The following is an 18,412-nucleotide window of genomic DNA, read 5'->3' as shown; positions in this document are numbered from 1 at the left end:
ACAGAAAAACCCTACAAAACGCCGGAGAAAAGCGTAGTTAGACGGCTTGCCACAGAGGGTGCGACTCCAGGACTTATGTAAGCAGTTGTGACCGTCACTCGATCTCCGACAACCAATCCGTGTCCCGGAACCACTTGTCATGCAGCCGATCGTAGGTGCCGTCCTGGGCAATCTGATTAAGGAAGTGATTGATCCAATTCAGGCTGTCGTAATCGCCCTTATTCACCCCAAACGCCAGGGGTTCATAGGTAAAAGGCTGTTCCAGGGCCAGCAGCCCGCGGTTCTGCGGCTTGGCCAGGGCGATCAGGTTATAGGGCGCATCATGGACAAACGCATCAACCTCACCGCTGACCACCTGACGTACGCCTTCCTCCGCCGTGGTAAAGCTGCGCAGCTGGGCAGCTCCCAGGAAGCGACGCGCCGCTGCTTCGCCCGTGGTGCCGTCTGCCGCAGCAATCCGGTAGTCGGCTTCGTTCAAGTCTTCAATGCTGCTGACCTTGCCGGCCAGCCGCGGGTGGAGCAGGACGGTCTGGCCGACAATGATGAATGAATCACTGAAGTTGAATTGCAGGTTGCGCTCCTGGGTCACGGTCATGCCGCTGCCGATCATGTCGAAGCGGCCGGCCAGCAGGCCCGGGATCAGCTCGGTATAGGCCACCGGGACCCATTCGAGCGTCACCCCCAGGGCATTGCTCATCTCTTCGAGCAGGTCGACTTCAAAGCCAATCACGCGCCCGTGCTTGTCAGTCATTTCAAAGGGCACATAGTTGGGGTCGGTCCCTACTTTCAGTACGCCGCGCCGCACGGCGTCATCGATGGCGCCTGCCTGTGCCATCTGCACTTGTAGCAACACGACAATGCCCAACAGCAGTGTCGACCAGTAACCCTTGATCATGAAAAGCCCCTTTTTCATTAAGCAGCCGCGCACCGGGCGTTGCGGGTTTAGCGCAAACCAGAGGCGGTCAATACAGATTTGGGGGGCGATCCTAACCCACTGGCAGGCACGGCAATACGCCTTGAGCCGGGGTCTTTTGTATCGAAGTTAGAAGGTCGAGAAAGAAGCGACAGGTGCTGTAGGACGGGCGTATCAAGCGCCCCCGAGACAGGTCTCGGGGGCGTCTGAATCAGGCAAGTTGAGCCTGGGATGACAGCGGCTTGAGCGGCAGCAACGGCGCATGGGGATCGGCCTTGACCGACTCGCGCCAAGCACCAAGCCATTCGGCGTGCCCTTCGCTCCAGACCTGCTCATGCAGGCGGGCCAGGGCCACCGGGTCGCTGAGCAAGGCCACGCGCTCGTTGTTGTTCAGCCCAGCCGGGCCGACTTTCAACGCATGCCGTACGCGATCGGTACGCAGCCACTCAATCGGCTCCGCCTGGCCATGGCGCGAGGTTGCCAGGGCGCAGGCCAGGGCGTTCTGCTGCGGATCGACCACTGCCCGTACAAAACCGTCATTGAGTGCATGCCAACGGTTTTCGTGGGTGTAGCGATCGGTCGACAGCAGCGCCTGCGGCGGATTGTATTCCTCGGGGATCAGGAACAGGCTTTCGTCGCGGGACTTGAGGCCCAGCTTGACCCGGCTGGAGATCACCGAGACCGGGATCGACAGCATCAACGAACCGACAATCGGCACCAACCACCACAGGAAGCTTGGGTTCAACCACACCACCAGCAGTGCCCAGAAGAAACCCAGCAAGGTCTGCGGGCCGTGGCGCTTGACCGCCTCGCTCCATGGGGTGGAGTCGTCGTCACGTTGCGGCGAGTTCCAGGTCGCGGCCCAGCCGAGGAACGCGGCGAGTACAAAGCGGGTGTGGAAAATCATCCGCACCGGCGCCAGCAGCATGGAGAACAACATCTCAAGGAGCATCGACAAGGTCACCTTGAACTTGCCACCAAACTCTTTCGCGCCCTTGGCCCAGATCAGGATGATGCTCAGCAATTTAGGCAGGAACAGCAGCACGATGGTGGTGGAGAACAGTGCCACCGCCTTGTCCGGATGCCATTGTGGCCACAGCGGGTACAACTGGCGTGGCGCCATGAAGTACTGCGGCTCCATCAGGGTGTTGACCGCCAGCAGCGCCGTGGACAGGACCAGGAACAGGAACCACAACGGCGCCGACAGGTAGGACATCACGCCGGTGAGAAACACCGCGCGGTGTACCGGGTGCATGCCCTTGACCAGGAACAGGCGGAAGTTCATCAGGTTACCGTGGCACCAGCGACGGTCACGCTTGAGTTCGTCCAGCAGGTTGGGCGGCAGTTCTTCGTAGCTACCGGGCAGGTCATAGGCAATCCATACGCCCCAGCCGGCACGGCGCATCAGCGCGGCTTCAACAAAGTCGTGGGACAGGATGGAACCGGCGAACGCACCTTTACCCGGCAATGGCGCCAGGGCGCAGTGCTCGATAAACGGCTTCATGCGGATGATCGCGTTATGGCCCCAGTAGTGGGATTCGCCCAACTGCCAGAAGTGCAGGCCGGCGGTGAACAGCGGGCCGTAGACGCGGGTAGCGAACTGCTGCATGCGCGCATACAGGGTGTCCATGCCCGACGCCCGTGGCGCGGTCTGGATGATCCCGGCGTCCGGCGTGGCTTCCATCAGGCGCACCAGGCTGGTCAGGCATTCGCCGCTCATCACGCTGTCGGCGTCGAGGACCACCATGTACTTGTAGTCACCGCCCCAGCGACGGCAGAAGTCGTCGAGGTTACCGCTCTTGCGTTTGACCCGACGGCGACGGCGGCGATAGAAGATCTTGCCAAAGCCACCGGCTTCGCGGCACACATCAAGCCAGGCTTGCTGTTCGGCGATGCAGATATCGGCGTCGTTACTGTCGCTGAGCACAAAGAAGTCGAAACGATCCAGGTCACCGGTAGCGGCCACCGACTCAAAGGTCGCACGCAACCCGGCAAATACCCGCGGCACGTCTTCGTTGCAGATCGGCATGACCAGCGCGGTACGCGCCTCTTTCGGGATCGGCTCGTCGCCGGCGCTTTTGCCGGAGATGCGGTACTTGTCGTGACCGGTGAGCAGCTCGAGGAAGCCCATCAGCGCAGTCCAGAAACCAGCCGAAACCCAGCAGAACAAGATCCCGAACATGATCAGGATGCTGGTTTGCAGGGCGTATGGCAGTACCTGGGTAGCAGTTTGCAGCAGAGTCTGGTTGCGCACCTCGTCAAAGTCGACGAAGGACCAGCCCTGGTAAGGCATGATGCCTTTCATGTACCAGCCAGCCACAATCGTCTGGCCAAGCATCAGCACCAGCAGGATATAGCGGCGGATCGAACCGACGGTGCGCCAGCGCGCAGCCGGCAGCACGCGTTCGTCCTTGGGCGGCGCAGGTGGGTTGCTGCGACCGGTCAGCCGGCGCCAGCCGCGTACCAGGATATTGGTACGCCAAGGCTCGGGCACCACCCTGGTACGCCGGATCGGCGGAGTGGCCTTGAGGCAAACCCGGCCAGCGGAGTCGAGCACCAGCATTTCGGCGTCTTCGAGCTCTTCGGCCGTATTGAGGGTCAAGCGGCGGCCAACCGACGCCTGCGCGGCGTCCACCGGTGCGTCAAAGGTCGACGACGACAGGCGCTCGTGCAGTTCGGAGAAGGACTTGCAGCCCGCCAGTTCGGCGCGCTGCTCGTCGGTCATCGGAAGATGCGCCAGATACTCGGCAAGAGTCTCTGGCTGGACTTGGGAGTTACTCATCGGCAGGCAACTGATTGCTCCAGGTTTCAGTCAGGACTTGTTCTGTCTTGACCGGTTCCGGGGTGGCTGGGGCAGCTTCTGGCTGCTTGTCTTGCTTGTCCTTGGCGTCTTTCTTGGCCTGTTTCTCGTGTTGCTTGGCCAGGGCTTTGTCAGCCTTCAGAACTTGGGTGGAAACCTGCTCAAGCTCAGGCTTGACGATGTCCTGGACCAGGGCCGCACGCATTTCGGTCGGCTTGCCTGCGTCCTTGATCTTCAAGCGCAGGGTCAGGCGCCAGCCTTTGGTGTGCGGGTTGTAGCGCACGCTGTTTTCCACGACTTCGCCGTTTTCACCGACGCTGACCTGGCTGCGTACTGCCGCATCGGGCTTCAAGGCCTTGAGGGACGGGCCCTCGAAGTCCACCAGATAGGCCACGCTGCCGTCTGGTTGACGGATCAGGTTGGACTGTTTCACATCACCGGTAGAACGCAGAGTCTGCTTGACCCAGGCACTGTCCGGCGAGTGGAACGGTGCGTCGTTGAGCGTCCAGTGCAGGCGATAGGCGATATCCAGCGGCTCACCAGGCTTGGGCAGCTCGGCCGGGCTCCAGAACGCAACGATGTTGTCGTTGGTTTCATCGGCAGTCGGAATCTCTACCAGGTCGACGGAACCCTTGCCCCAGTCGCCTTCAGGCTCGATCCAGGCGCTTGGGCGCTTGTCGTAGTTGTCGTCGAGGTCTTCGTACTGGCTGAAGTTGCGACCGCGCTGCAACAGGCCAAAACCACGCGGGTTTTCTACCGAGAAGTTGCTGACCGACAGGTGTTTTGGGTTGTTCAGCGGGCGCCAGATCCACTCGCCGTTGCCGGCATGGATCGACAGACCGCTGGAGTCGTGCAGTTCACGACGGTAGTTGAGGACCTTGGACGGCTGGTTGGCGCCGAACAGGAACATGCTGGTCAGCGGGGCAACCCCCAGTTTGCTGACCTTGTCGCGCAGGAACATCTGCGACTTGACGTCAACAATGGTGTCGGTGCCCGGGCGCAGGATCAGGCGATAGGCACCGGTGGCCCGTGGCGAATCCAGCAGGGCAAAGATCACCAGGTGCTTGTCACCCGGCTTTGGACGCTCGATCCAGAACTCGGTGAAACGCGGGAACTCTTCGCCGGACGGCAGCGCGGTATCGATCGCCATGCCACGGGCGGACAAGCCATAGACCTGGTCCTTGCCCACGACGCGGAAGTAGCTGGCGCCGAGCATGGTCATGATTTCGTCTTGCTTGTCGTCCTTGTTGATCGGGTACAGCACGCGAAAGCCGGCATAACCCAGCTGATCGGTGGCTTTAGGATCAAACTTGACGTCACCGAAATCGAAACGCGTCGGGTCGTACTTGATTTCCTGGACGTCGGTCGCGGTGATTTCGTTGATCTTCACCGGCGTGTCGAAGTGCATGCCCTGGTGATAGAACGACAGCTTGAAGGGGGTTTTCTGCTCGGCCCACTCGGCTTTTTCATTGCGGAAACGAATTTTCTGGTAGTCAGCGAATTTCATTTCGCGGAATTCGTTCGGCAGATTGCTGCGCGGGGCTTCGTATTTCTGCCCGGCCAGCTCTTTTGCCTTGGCCGATACATCGTCCAGACTGAAAGCCCACAGTTGACCCGCGCCGAACAGGCAAAACAGGGCGGAGCCCGTCACCAGTGCGTTTCGTAACCGTTTGGCAGACAATTTTGGTGCATTACAGGGACTAACAATCACGAGCAACCCTCGCCGAAAACAGATCAAAAAACCAACGGCCAGCTATCTATATGCCAGGTTGGCGAGCATTGTTCCGACTCCGACCGGGCTAAATGATTCCCCATCGGCAAGCGGACAAGTCTCTACCTAAATCAAAATTGGACCAATTTACGCTGATCCCCGTAGCGCGCGATTATCTAGTAGCCCGTGAGATAACGCAGCAGGGGCAGCGAAGTATTTGTAGCGAAAACCTGGGTTTTTGCGCATTAAAAGTCGTTTTTCATACAATCAGGTCTGCAAAAGGAAGGTGACGGGCCCGTCATTGACCAGATGCACCTGCATATCCGCACCAAAACGCCCCGATGCCACCGTGCCATGCAATTGTTGCGCTTGTAGCAGCAAGTGCTCGAAAAGCGCTTCACCCAACGCCGGAGGTGCCGCCGTGGAGAAGCTGGGACGCAAGCCGCTCTTGGTATCGGCCGCCAGGGTGAACTGAGACACCAGCAGCAAACCACCGCCAATATCCTTCAACGACAAGTTCATCTTGCCCTCGTCGTCACTGAACACCCGATAGTTAAGCAGCTTATGTAACAACTTGTCGGCACTGGCCGCGGTATCTGAAGGTTCGACAGCCACCAGCACCAGCAAACCCTGGTCTATCGCCCCCACCACTTCGCCTGCCACCTCGACCCGGGCGCCACGCACCCGTTGTAAAAGCCCCTTCATGCTTCTTCTGGCGGCAGATCAAGCAGGCGCCGTGCCATCTCGTTGGTTGCTCGCACCAGTGCGTCCGTGATTCCAGGCTCCGCGGCAGAATGACCAGCCTCGCGGATCACCTGCAATTCGCTGTTCGGCCAGGCTTGATGCAATTCCCAGGCGTTGTCCAGCGGGCAGATCATATCGTAGCGGCCATGCACGATGACGCCAGGCAGATGAGCGATCTTGTGCATATCGCGAATCAGCTGGTCGGGCTCGAGGAAGGAATTATTGGTGAAGTAGTGGCACTCGATACGCGCAATCGACAGGGCGCGCTGGGGCTCGGAGAAACGCTCGATCAACTGCGGGTTGGGGCACAGGCCCAGCATACGGCCTTCCCAGGTGGACCAGGCCTTGGCGGCATGCATCTGGGCGATCTGATCGTTACCGGTCAGGCGCTTGTGATAGGCGCTGATCATGTCGTGGCGTTCTTCCACAGGGATTGGCGCAATGTAGTCCTGCCAGTAATCGGGGAACAGACGGCTCGCGCCAGCCTGGTAGAACCATTGGATATCCTGGGGGCGGGCCAGGAAGATGCCGCGCACGATCAGGCCAAGCACACGCTCGGGGTGGGTTTGCGCATAGGCCAGGGCCAGGGTCGAGCCCCAGGAGCCGCCGAACAGCACCCATTTTTCAATACCCAGGTGCTCGCGAATGCGCTCAAGGTCGGCGACCAGATCCCAAGTGGTGTTGTTTTCCAGGTTGGCCCGTGGCGTGGAGCGCCCGCAACCACGTTGGTCGAAGGTGACGATGCGGTACAGGTTGGGATCGAAATAGCAACGGCTGTTGGCATCGCAGCCGGCGCCGGGGCCGCCGTGGATGAAGACAACGGGCAAACCTTGCGGGGAACCACTTTCGTCGACATACAGCGTGTGGGTTTCATCGACGGCCAGATCGTGCCGGGCGTAGGGTTTGATCTGCGGGAACAAAGTCTGCATTGCGCGCTCCGTAAGGGGTCGGTTCCATCCCTGGGGGGACGTCTATTATTTTGCCGTCTGGCATCATAAACCCGAATTGTGCAATGAGCATGTCCTTGAGGACTTAGACCTGTGTCAGCGATCCGCCAGGAAGATTCACGGAACCCAATGTGGGAGCGGGCTTGCTCGCGAAAGCGGTGGGTCAGTTGATAAATATCTGACTGTTCCTCTGCTTTCGCGAGCAAGCCCGCTCCCACAGTTTGATTCTCGTTGACTCAGGTGGAGTGCTTCTGGCCCCAGGCCAGAAATCCTTGCAACAACTGCTTCAACACCACCCGCGTCGGCTCGGCCAAATCCGCCCGATAGCGAAACGGCTCAAACTCCTCCATATACGTGCACTGCCCCAACTCCAGTTGCACCGCATGAATATCCTGCGCCGGGTTGCCGTAGTGCCGGGTGATGTGCCCGCCCTTGAAGCGCCCGTTCAGCACATGGCTGTACTGCGGGTGCGCCGCGCAGATGGCTTCCAACTGGCTGGCCAATCCAGGATCGCAGGCGGCGCCATTGAAGGTGCCGAGGTTGAAGTCCGGCAGCCTGCCGTCGAACAGGTGGGGGATGACCGAGCGAATAGAATGCGCGTCGAACAGCAGCGCGTAGCCGAACTCGGCCTTGAGCCGCGCCAGTTCGCGCTGCAGGGTCTGGTGATAAGGCATCCAGATCTGCTCCAGGTAGGTCGCCCGCTCCGCCTTCGACGGCTCCTTGCCTTCGATAAACAACGGCACACCCTCAAACAACGTCGCAGGAAACAGGCCGGTGGTCGCGCCGGCATACAGCGGCTTGTCGTCAGATGGCCGGTTCAGGTCGATGACAAACCGCGAATACTCGGCCGCCAGGGTGCTGGCCCCCAGCTCTGCCGCAAAATCGTACAGCGTGGGGATATGCCAGTCGGTATCCGGCAGGCTTTGTGCCTCGGGGATCAAGCCCGCCGCCACCGCAGGCGTCAGGCGCAACCCAGCGTGGGGCATGCTGATCAGCAGCGGTGTGCTGCCTTGTTTGAAGTTCAGAACCTTGTCCACAACGCGACTCCTTACACAGTGACGTCAACGCCGTGGCGCACGACGCGTTTATCCAGCTCGCCGCCCAGCCAGTAGGCCAGGTCGGCGGGACGATCGATCTGCCAGGCGACAAAGTCCGCGACCTTGCCCACCTCCAGCGAACCATGGGTATCGCCCATACCCAGCGCCGTGGCGGCATGCCGGGTGGCGCCGGCCAGGGCTTCTTCCGGGGTCATGCGGAACAAGGTGCAAGCCATGTTCAGCATCAGGCGTACGGATAAGGCCGGCGAAGTGCCAGGGTTGAGGTCGCTGGCAATCGCGATCTTCACCCCGTGCTTGCGCAAGGCGTCCATCGGCGGCAACTGGGTTTCACGCAGGAAGTAGAACGCCCCTGGCAATAGCACGGCGACAGTGCCGGAGGCGGCCATGGCGATGGCGTCTTCTTCGGTCATGAATTCCAGGTGGTCCGCCGACAACGCCTGATACCGCGCCGCCAGGCTCGAACCGTGCAACGACGACAGTTGCTCGGCGTGCAGCTTGACCGGCAAGCCCAAGCGTTGCGCGACTTTGAATACGCGCTCGACCTGCTCGGTGGAAAACGCCAGGTATTCGCAAAACGCATCCACGGCATCCACCAACCCTTCAGCGGCCAGGGCCGGCAGCATTTCGTTGCAGATATGCTCGATGTAGTCGTCCGCGCGGTCCTTGTACTCCGGCGGCAACGCATGGGCCGCCAGGCACGTGGCACGCACGCTGACCGGCAGCTCCTGGCCCAGGCGCCGGGCCACGCGCAGCATCTTGCGCTCGTTGGCCAGGTCCAGGCCGTAGCCGGACTTGATCTCCACGGTGGTCACGCCATCGCGCAGCAAACTGCGCAGGCGCTTGCGGCTGCTGTCGAACAGCTCGTCTTCGGTCGCTGCACGGGTGGCACGCACGGTGCTGGCAATGCCACCACCGGCTGCGGCGATCTCGGCGTAGCTCACGCCCTGCAAGCGCTGCTCGAATTCACCGCTGCGGTTACCGCCAAATACCGTGTGGGTATGGCAGTCGATCAGCCCTGGAGTGACCCACGCGCCCTGCAAGTCATGGGTGTGCGTGTAGTCACCACGCGGCAGCTTGGCCCGGGGGCCGATCCACTCGATCAGCGTACCGGCCGTGACTATCGCGCCATCCTCGATGATCGAGTACTCGCCCTGGGCCATGGTTGCGATGTGGCAGTGTTGCCAAAGCGTTTTCATCAACGCCTCCCTAAGTTATCGGTGAGACAAAGCCGGGTCGTAATGGACCTTGGCCGCTTGCCCGGCTGCGGGCTTGACCCACAGCAGGTAGGCGAGGACCAGCAACACGATCCACACGGCGCCCACCATCAGCGCGGCCTGGGTGTCCGGGAAGTAGCCCAGTACGCCAAAAATAAACAGCATGAACACAATGGCCGCCGCCGGCGCATAGGGCCAGAACGGTACCGGGAATTTCAGCTCGGCGATCTGTTCCTTGCTCATCGAGCGGCGCATCGCCACCTGCGTGACCAGGATCATCAGCCATACCCAGACGGTGGCGAAGGTGGCAATCGAGGCGATCACCAGGAACACGTTTTCCGGGATCAGGTAGTTCAACACCACACCGCCCAATAGCGCAGCGCCCATCACCACCACGGTCATCCACGGCACACCGTGACGCGACAGTTGCGCAAAGCCCTTGGGGGCCTGCCCTTGCTGGGCCAGGCCGTACATCATGCGGCCTGCGCCGAAGATGTCACTGTTGATGGCCGAGACCGCCGCCGAGATCACCACGATGTTGAGGATGGTCGCCGCCGAGCCAATCCCCAGGTTGCTGAAGATCTGCACGAACGGGCTGCCCTGGCTGCCGATCTGCGGCCATGGGTAGATGGCCATCAGCACAAAAAGGGTCAGCACATAGAACAGCAGGATGCGCAGCGGTACCGCATTGATCGCCTTGGGGATTACCCGTTGCGGGTCCTTGGCTTCACCCGCAGTGATGCCAATGATTTCGATGCCGCCAAAGGCAAACATCACCACCGCAAACGAGGCGATCAGGCCGCCCACGCCATTGGGCATGAAGCCGCCATGGGCCCACAGGTTGCTCAGCCCACTGGCTGGCGCGTCACCGGCCGAATGCACGCCGAACAGCATGATGCCGAAGCCACCGAGGATCATCGCGACAATCGCGCCGACCTTGAGCAGCGACAGCCAGAATTCCATTTCGCCAAACACCTTGACGTTGCACAGGTTCAGCCCGCCGATCAGCAGGACAATGCCGAGCACCCAGACCCAGCGTGCGACTTCGGGAAACCAGAAGCCCATGTAGATGCCAAAGGCCGTGACGTCCGCCAGGCAGACGATGATCATCTCGAAGGCGTAGGTCCAGCCGAGGATAAAGCCGGCCATCGGGCCCAGATAGGTACTGGCGTATTGGCCGAAGGAGCCGGACACCGGATTGTGCACGGCCATTTCACCGAGGGCGCGCATCACCATGAATACGGCAGCGCCACCGATCAGGTAGGCCAGCAACACCGCCGGGCCGGCCATCTGGATAGCCGAGGCGGAGCCGTAGAACAGCCCGGTGCCGATCGCCGACCCCAGTGCCATGAAGCGAATATGGCGGGCGGTCAATCCGCGTTTGAGACCTTGTGCTTGCTGGTGCATTTCTCGTCCCTAATTATTGTTATGCAGGGAAAAACGCTCCCCTTTGTAGGAGCGAGCTTGCTCGCGAAAAACCTGAGAACGCCACGGGGCGTCAGGTTTCCCGCATCATCGTTAACGATTTTCGCGAGCAAGCTCGCTCCTACAGGGGGCCTTGTGCTTAGAGGCTTGGTAGCAGCTTGGCGGGTACCAGCTCGTTCAGGCAGCGGCTGGCCAACAGCTCACTGGCGGCATTGATGTCCGGGGCGAAGAAGCGGTCCTTGTCATAGAACCCCACTTTGGCGCGCAGGATCCCACGGGCCTGTTCCAGCTTCGGCGAGGTTTTCAGGCCATCGCGCAGGTCCAGGCCCTGGCACGCGGCCAGCCATTCCACCGCGAGAATGCCACGGGTGTTTTCAGCCATTTCCCACAGGCGCTTGCCGGCAGCCGGCGCCATCGAAACGTGGTCTTCCTGGTTGGCCGACGTCGGCAGGCTGTCGACGCTATGGGGATGGGACAACGCCTTGTTCTCACTGGCCAAGGCCGCAGCGGTCACCTGGGCGATCATGAACCCGGAGTTCACCCCGCCATTGCCCACCAAAAATGGCGGCAGTTGCGACATGTGCTTATCCATCATCAACGAAATACGGCGCTCGCTGAGGGAGCCGATTTCGGCGATGGCCAGGGCCATGTTGTCGGCGGCCATCGCCACCGGTTCGGCGTGGAAGTTACCGCCGGAGATCACATCACCCTCGGCGGCAAATACCAGCGGGTTATCCGACACCGCGTTGGCTTCGACCACCAACACCTCGGCCGCCTGGCGCAACTGGGTCAGGCAGGCGCCCATGACTTGTGGCTGGCAGCGCAGGGAGTACGGGTCTTGGACCTTGTCGCAGTTCTGGTGGGACTGGGACACCTGACTGCTGTCACCAAGCAGGTCGCGATAAGCGGCCGCCGAGTCAATCTGCCCACGCTGGCCACGGGCCGCATGAATGCGCGCGTCGAACGGCGAGCGCGAGCCCAGCACGGCTTCCACGGTCAGGCCACCACAGGCGATGGCGGCGGCGAACAGGTCTTCACCTTCAAACAGACCGCGCAGGGCGTAGGCGGTGGAGACCTGGGTGCCGTTGAGCAGCGCCAGGCCTTCCTTGGCGGCCAGGGTCAAAGGCGTGAGGCCGGCGATTTTCAGCGCTTCGGTAGCCTCCAGCCATTGCCCTTTGTAACGGGCCTTGCCTTCGCCCAGCAGCACCAGGGACATATGGGCCAGCGGCGCCAGGTCACCGGAAGCACCCACCGAACCCTTGAGCGGGATATGCGGATAGACCTCGGCGTTGATCAGGGCGATGAGCGCGTCGATCACCTTGCGGCGAATCCCGGAGAAACCCCGGCTCAGGCTGTTGACCTTGAGCACCATCACCAAGCGCACCAGCGCATCGCTGATCGGCTCGCCCACCCCGGCAGCGTGGGACAACACCAGGGAGCGCTGGAGGTTTTCCAGGTCTTCGCTGGCGATACGGGTCGAGGCCAGCAAGCCAAAACCGGTGTTGATGCCATAGGCAGTGCGGTTCTCGGCAAGGATCTGCTCGACACAGGCAACACTGGCTTCGATCTGCGCCGTGGCGCTGTCATCCAGGCTGAGGGTTACCGGCTGCTGGTAGATGGCACGCAGTTGGGCAAGGCTCAGTTGGCCTGGAATCAGATTTAGCGCAGTCACATTCATACTCCTTTTTGAAATAGGGTTCAGTGCAAATTCGGTAGAGCGTGGTTCAGCAAATCGGTGTTCTTGAGCATCTGGGCGGTGGTCGCGATATCCGGCGCTAACCAGCGGTCCTGTTCATAGGCCGGGACGTGCTCGCGCAGCAAGCGCCAAGCGGTGTGGGTGCCGGCGCCGAAGCTTTGTTCCTTGAGGAACTCAAAGGCTTGGGCCGCCAGCAGGTATTCGATGGCGAGGATCTGGGTGACGTTGTCCAGTACCGCGTGCAGCTTGAGCGCGGCATTGGTGCCCATGCTCAGGTGGTCTTCCTGCAGGCCCGAGGTGACGAAGTTGTCGAGCACCGCCGGCTGCGCCAGTTGGCGATTCTGCCCACAGAGGGACGCGGCGACGTACTGCACGATCATCATCCCCGAGTTAACCCCGGGGTTGCTCACCAGGAAAGCCGGCAAGCCGCTGACGTGGGGGTTGATCAGGCGGTCCAGGCGACGCTCGGCGATGGAGCCGATCTCGGCCATGGCGATGGCCAGCATATCCGCCGCAAGTGCCACGGATTGGCCGTGGGGGTTGGCCTGGGACACCACGCGGTAGTTGTCCGGCGTGCCCAGCAGCAACGGGTTGTCGGTGGCGCCATTGAGTTCGGTTTCGATCTGCCGGGTGGCGTGCTCCAACTGATCGCGGGCGGCACCGTGGACCTGGGGGATCGAGCGGATGCTGAGCGCGTCCTGGGTACGAATGCCACGGCTGGCGGCAATTACCTGGCTGCCATCGAGCAAGGCCCGCAGGTTGCTGGCGACCTGCTGCATGCCCGGATGGGGTTTGAGGGCGATGATCTGCTGGTCGAATGCGTCGATCTGGCCGCGTTGCGCTTCAAAGCTCATGGCACCGACCACATCGGCCCATTGCAGCAAATGGTGGGCATCGGCCAGGGCCAGGCAACTCAGGCCGCTCATGCACGGCGTACCGTTGACCAGGCTCAAGCCGTCCTTGGCGCCGAGCACCACGGGCTGCAGGCCTTCGGCGGCCAAGGCGGCCTGGGCGGTAACGATCTGCCCGCGATAGCTGACACTTCCTACACCCAGCAAGGCAATACCGATATGGGCCATATGGGTCAGGTAGCCCACCGAACCCTGGGACGGCACTTGCGGGGTGATGCCATGGTTGAGCAGTGCCAGCAGCGAATGCACCACCTGCGGATGCAGACCGGATTTGCCCTGGCAGTAATTGATGATGGCGGCGCAAATAATGGCGCGGGTCTGTTCATCGCTCAGCGGCGCACCGACACCGCAGGCGTGGCTGAGCAAGGTGTTACGCGACAGCTGGCTCAGTTGCTCGCCCTTGAGCGACACATTGCACAGGGCGCCCAGGCCGGTGTTCACACCATAGGCACGCTCGCCGCTGCTGACGATGCGTTGCACGATGGCCTGGGCATTATCGATGCGCGCCCAGGCCTGGCCCGACAGCGCAAGCTCGGCGCCGAAGCGAGCGACGGCGACCACGTCCTGCCAATGCAGGGGGGTGTCGGTGATGATGATTTTTTTAGCCTGGGACATCTTCATACCTTCTTCAATTCTTTTGCAGCCTTGCCGGCCTCTTCGCGAGCAAGCCCGCTCCCACAGGGGAACGCACTCCAAATGTGGGAGCGGGCTTGCTCGCGAAGAGGCCAGCCAACTCACCACAAAACCCGGCTCAGACCACCGCCGCCCGCCGCTGAACAAACCGGTCCACATATTCATCCGCCGGCGAATGCAAGATCTCCCGCGGCGTACCGACCTGGATCAGCTTGCCGTCCTTGAGGATCGCGATGCGGTTACCGATACGCACGGCCTCGTCCAGATCGTGGGTGATAAACACGATGGTCTTGTGCAGGGTCTTTTGCAGCTCCAGCAACTGGTCCTGCATCTCGGCACGGATCAGCGGGTCGAGGGCGCTGAACGCCTCGTCCATCAGGATGATGTCGGTGTCGGCGGCCAACGCACGGGCCAGGCCCACCCGTTGGCGCATGCCACCCGACAGCTGGTGCGGGTATTTGTTTTCGTAGCCCTTAAGGCCCACGGTCTGGATCCAGTGCAACGCGCGCTCGGCGCACACTTGCTTGCTTTCGCCGCGCACTTTCAGGCCGTAGGCCACGTTGTCCAGCACGCTCTTGTGGGGCAACAGGCCGAAGCTCTGGAACACCATGCTGATCTTGTGCCGGCGGAACTGGCGCAACGCGTCCATATCCAGTTGCAGAATGTCTTCGCCGTCCACCAGGATCGCGCCGCTGGTGGGGTCGATCAGGCGATTGAAGTGGCGCACCAGGGTCGACTTGCCAGAGCCCGACAGGCCCATGATCACAAAGATCTCGCCGGTGCCGATGCTCAGGGACAGGTCATTGACGCCCACCACGCAACCGGTCTGCGCCAGCACCTGGTCCTTGGTCTGGCCTTGGCCAATAAGCGCCAGGGCTTCTTTTTCCCGCGCGCCGAAAATCTTGAACACGTTTTTAACTTCGATCTTGCTGACAGTAGTCATTTGCTCGCCTCATGCCGTGGACGACCATAGGCCTGGGTAATGCGGTCGATGACCACTGCGAGAATCACAATTGCCAGGCCAGCCTCCAGGCCACGCCCGACGTTGAGGGTCTGGATGCCGACCAGTACGTCTTCCCCCAGGCCACGGGCGCCGATCATCGAGGCGATCACCACCATCGACAGGGCCATCATGGTGGTCTGGTTGATCCCGGCCATGATGCTCGGCAGGGCCAGCGGCAGTTGCACGCCGAACAGTTGCTGCCAGCGGTTGGCACCGAAGGCATTGATGGCTTCCATCACTTCACGGTCCACCTGGCGAATGCCCAGGTCGGTCAGGCGAATCAGCGGCGGCGCGGCGTAGATCACCGTGGCGAAAATCGCCGGCACCTTGCCCAGGCCAAACAGCATCAATACCGGGATCAGGTACACGAAGCTGGGCATGGTCTGCATGATGTCCAGCAGCGGCATCAGCACCGAGCGCAGGCGATTGCTGCGCGCCGAGAGGATGCCCAGGGGAATACCGATCAGCACCGAAATCACCGTGGCCACCATCATCAGCGCCAGGGTCTGCATCAGTTTGTCCCACAGGCCGACCGCGCCGACCAGGAACAACAGGCCGACGATCACCGCCGTGGTCACTACCTTGCGGGTCGCGTGCCAGGCAATGCCGCCGACTATCGCCAACATCAGCCACCAGGGTGCTGCGCGCAGCAGGCCTTCCAGGTTGACGATGGCCCACAGCAAGGTGTCGGAAATCTGCCGGAACACATCGCCGTAGTTGGTCACCAATGCATCGACCCAACCGTTGACCCAGTCGGCGATGGAAAACGTAAAACTCTCAGGAAACATAACGTGCTCTCGATCCAGTGGAGTGTGGCCGGGTACCCGGCTGCCTTTTCAGGGTAGCCGGGAGCACTGTGCCTACAAGGCCGCGTCGATTTTCTTGGCGGCGTCTTCGCTGACCCAGGCATGCCAGACTTCCGGGTGTTCCTTGAGGAAGATCTTCGCCAGCTTCGCTGAGTCAATGCGCTCTTTGCTCATGCGCGCCAGGTTCTGGATGAGCAGGTCGATCGGCAGGTTGACCTTCTCCAGCACCGCCACCAGTTCCGGGGCCTGCTCGTGGAAGGTCTTGGACAGGCCGACCTTGATGGTCACGCTCTTGTCCACGCCGGGCTTTTCGTCGAGTTTGACCAGGTCCACCTGGCCCATCAGCGGCGTCGGCGACCAGTAGTAGAACAGGATCGGCTCGCCACGCTTGTAGCTCGACAGCACCGCCGCATCCAGCGCCGGGCCGGTGCCTGGGCGGAAGTTGGTGTAGGAGCTTTCCAGGCCATAGCTCTTGAGCATTTCGCTGTTGTCCAGCTCGCAGGTCCAGCCGGCCGGGCAGTTGTAGAAGCGGCCTTTGCCGGGCTCTTCCTGGTCCTTGAATACCGCGGAGTACTTGGCCAGGTCGGCAATGTTTTTCAGGTCCGGGGCCTTGGCTTCGAGCTTGCGTTTGGCGTCGCCTTCGATCACGTAGCGCGGCACATACCAGCCTTCGACCGCACCAACCACGGGGGCGCCGACGCCCACGACCTTGCCGGCTTTCTCAGCCTTGTTCCACACTTCGCTGCGGCCGACCCACTCCTCGGCGAAGATCTGAATATCGTTGCTGCCCAGGGCGTTTTCCATGGTGATGGAATTGCCCGGCAGGCTATCGGTTTTGCAGTCGTAGCCTTTTTCCAGGACCACTTGCAGGACGTCGGTCAGCAGCATGCCGCTTTCCCAGTTCAGGCCGGCGAACTTCACCGGTTTGCCCGACTCGCACCAGCCGGCCGCCTGAGAAGCGCCAGCAACGGCCAGCAGGCCTGCGGCGAGCAATGGGGTCAGCAGGGTCTTATGCATTTTCATTGTGTGACGCTCCCAATCATGAAATGGATTACGGCAGTCAAAAGGCATCCTGCCTCGTCCACGTCCCATCAGGCTTGTGCAAGCTGCCCGGTTGTTGTTGGTGTAGCGCCCTGCTCTACCGGCAGGATCAGTCGTTCTGGAATCGCGCCGTGCCATTTTTTCGCACACACGTAATACAGGGCGGCGGGCAGTACCAGGCCGATGATCCAGGAAATATCCACCCCGCCCAGGGTGTCCACCAGGGGGCCGGTGTAGAACTTGGTGGCGATGAACGGCAACTGCACCAGCACCCCGAACACATAGACGCTGATACCCAGCGGGTTCCAACGGCCATAGCGACCGTTCGGATCGGCCAGCGCCGGCACGTCATAGCGATCGCGGGTGATGCAGTAGTAGTCCACCAGGTTGATCGCGCTCCATGGCGTAAAGAACGCCAGCAAAAACAGGATGAAGGACTTGAACGCACTGAGGAACGAGTGCTGGCCGAGCAACGCGATCAGGGTCGCCGCGCCGACGATCAGCAGCACGAAAACCAGGCGCTGCAAGCGCGTCACCTCCATGCGCCCACGAAAACCGCTGACGATGGTCGCAATGCACATGAAGCTGCCGTAGGAATTGAGCGTGGAGATGGTGACCTTGCCGAACGCGATGCTGAAGTACAGCAGCGCCGCCGTAGCTCCGGTACCGCCCAGGCCAACGATGTAGGCCACTTCGTTACCGGCAAATTGCCCGTTGGACATGGCGGCGGCAAACACCCCGAGAATCATCGCCACTTGTGCGCCAATGACCGAACCTGCGCCTGCGGCCAGAAAGGTTTTCACCGAGGACGTAGTGCGCGGCAAGTAACGGGAATAGTCGGCCACGTAAGGCCCGAAGGCGATTTGCCAGGATGCCGCGAGCGACACCGCCAGCAGGAAACTGCTCCAACTGAAGTGGCGGATTTGCAGGAGTGCGCCCACATCGGTCTGGCTCATCAGGCGGCTGAACAGGTAGACAAAGGCAATCACCCCAATGACGCTGGCGACACGACCGATGAAATGGATCACCCGGTAACCGAGCACCGTAACCAGCACGATGACACTGGCAAAGATAAGGATGCCGACGCTGTCGCTGACCCCGAACAACTGGCCCAGCGCCTGGCCGGAAAGCACGGTGCCGGTGGCGGTGAACCCCAGGTACATCAGGCACACCAGCACGATCGGAATGGCCGCACCATATACCCCGAACTGCACCCGGCTGGAGATCATCTGCGGCAGGCCAAGCCTGGGCCCTTGCGCCGCATGCAATGCCATCACCGCGCCGCCCAGCAATTGGCCGATCAACAGACCGATCAACGACCAGAACACATCACCGCCCAACACCACGGCCAGGGCCCCGGTGACAATCGCGGTGATCTGCAGGTTGGCCCCCATCCAGAGGGTGAACTGGCTAAATAGACGACCGTGTCTTTCCGCTTCCGGGATGTAGTCGATAGAACGCCTTTCGATCAACGGGGTGGAGCTTGCACGTGCGTCTTTTGCAGCCATGG

At 61.4% G+C, this 18,412-nt stretch carries 13 protein-coding genes and 2 pseudogenes; all 15 read right to left on the bottom strand.

Features of this window, described 5'->3' with window-relative positions; all coding sequences use genetic code 11:
- Positions 1-94: 94 nt before the first annotated feature.
- A complete protein-coding gene (locus JTY93_RS01690; RefSeq protein ID WP_205477664.1) occupies positions 95-895 on the bottom strand; it encodes a transporter substrate-binding domain-containing protein in 801 nt (266 codons plus the stop codon).
- A gap of 227 nt (positions 896-1,122) precedes the next feature.
- Positions 1,123-3,695 (bottom strand): annotated as a pseudogene (mdoH, locus tag JTY93_RS01685) (glucans biosynthesis glucosyltransferase MdoH); the annotation flags it as partial.
- Positions 3,688-5,424: a glucan biosynthesis protein G gene (locus tag JTY93_RS01680; RefSeq protein ID WP_205477666.1), complete on the bottom strand. Its 1,737-nt coding sequence runs from the start codon at positions 5,422-5,424 to the stop codon at positions 3,688-3,690. The gene JTY93_RS01680 and the pseudogene mdoH, both read right to left, overlap by 8 nt.
- A gap of 267 nt (positions 5,425-5,691) precedes the next feature.
- Positions 5,692-6,129 (bottom strand): D-aminoacyl-tRNA deacylase, encoded by a 438-nt coding sequence (dtd, locus tag JTY93_RS01675; protein ID WP_169991986.1) that lies wholly within the window; start codon positions 6,127-6,129, stop codon positions 5,692-5,694.
- A complete protein-coding gene (pip, locus tag JTY93_RS01670; RefSeq protein WP_169991984.1) occupies positions 6,126-7,097 on the bottom strand; it encodes a prolyl aminopeptidase in 972 nt (323 codons plus the stop codon). The genes dtd and pip overlap by 4 nt, the downstream gene beginning before the upstream one ends.
- Positions 7,098-7,351: 254 nt before the next feature.
- Positions 7,352-8,152 (bottom strand): N-formylglutamate deformylase, encoded by an 801-nt coding sequence (hutG, locus tag JTY93_RS01665; RefSeq protein ID WP_205477667.1) that lies wholly within the window; start codon positions 8,150-8,152, stop codon positions 7,352-7,354.
- Between the two features lie 11 nt (positions 8,153-8,163).
- Positions 8,164-9,369 (bottom strand): imidazolonepropionase, encoded by a 1,206-nt coding sequence (gene hutI / locus JTY93_RS01660; RefSeq protein ID WP_205477668.1) that lies wholly within the window; start codon positions 9,367-9,369, stop codon positions 8,164-8,166.
- 15 nt (positions 9,370-9,384) lie between these two features.
- Positions 9,385-10,794, bottom strand: a complete 1,410-nt coding sequence (gene hutT / locus JTY93_RS01655; RefSeq protein WP_205477669.1) for an L-histidine transporter HutT — start codon at positions 10,792-10,794, stop codon at positions 9,385-9,387.
- 44 nt (positions 10,795-10,838) lie between these two features.
- Positions 10,839-10,925 (bottom strand): annotated as a pseudogene (locus tag JTY93_RS28825) (outer membrane lipoprotein carrier protein LolA); the annotation flags it as partial.
- Between the two features lie 26 nt (positions 10,926-10,951).
- Positions 10,952-12,490 carry a histidine ammonia-lyase gene (hutH, locus tag JTY93_RS01650; RefSeq protein WP_169991976.1) on the bottom strand — a complete coding sequence of 513 codons (1,539 nt, stop codon included), beginning with the start codon at positions 12,488-12,490 and terminating at the stop codon, positions 10,952-10,954.
- Positions 12,491-12,510: 20 nt separating this feature from the next.
- The gene (locus tag JTY93_RS01645; RefSeq protein WP_205477670.1) at positions 12,511-14,034 is read right to left on the bottom strand and encodes an HAL/PAL/TAL family ammonia-lyase; all 1,524 of its coding nucleotides are present in this window, start codon (positions 14,032-14,034) and stop codon (positions 12,511-12,513) included.
- 136 nt (positions 14,035-14,170) lie between these two features.
- Positions 14,171-14,995: a quaternary amine ABC transporter ATP-binding protein gene (locus JTY93_RS01640; protein ID WP_205477671.1), complete on the bottom strand. Its 825-nt coding sequence runs from the start codon at positions 14,993-14,995 to the stop codon at positions 14,171-14,173.
- Positions 14,992-15,843, bottom strand: coding sequence for an ABC transporter permease (locus JTY93_RS01635; RefSeq protein ID WP_169991970.1), 852 nt, complete (start codon positions 15,841-15,843; stop codon positions 14,992-14,994). The genes JTY93_RS01640 and JTY93_RS01635 overlap by 4 nt, the downstream gene beginning before the upstream one ends.
- Positions 15,844-15,915: 72 nt before the next feature.
- Positions 15,916-16,884 (bottom strand): ABC transporter substrate-binding protein, encoded by a 969-nt coding sequence (locus JTY93_RS01630; RefSeq protein WP_205477672.1) that lies wholly within the window; start codon positions 16,882-16,884, stop codon positions 15,916-15,918.
- Positions 16,885-16,952: 68 nt separating this feature from the next.
- Positions 16,953-18,410, bottom strand: a complete 1,458-nt coding sequence (locus JTY93_RS01625) for a purine-cytosine permease family protein (protein WP_205477673.1) — start codon at positions 18,408-18,410, stop codon at positions 16,953-16,955.
- Between the last annotated feature and the right edge of the window lie 2 nt (positions 18,411-18,412).

This window comes from Pseudomonas hygromyciniae (assembly GCF_016925675.1).
GTDB lineage: Bacteria > Pseudomonadota > Gammaproteobacteria > Pseudomonadales > Pseudomonadaceae > Aquipseudomonas > Aquipseudomonas hygromyciniae.
The sequence above is the reverse complement of the archived record's forward strand: the minus strand, read 5'-3'. Positions and strand labels throughout refer to the sequence as shown.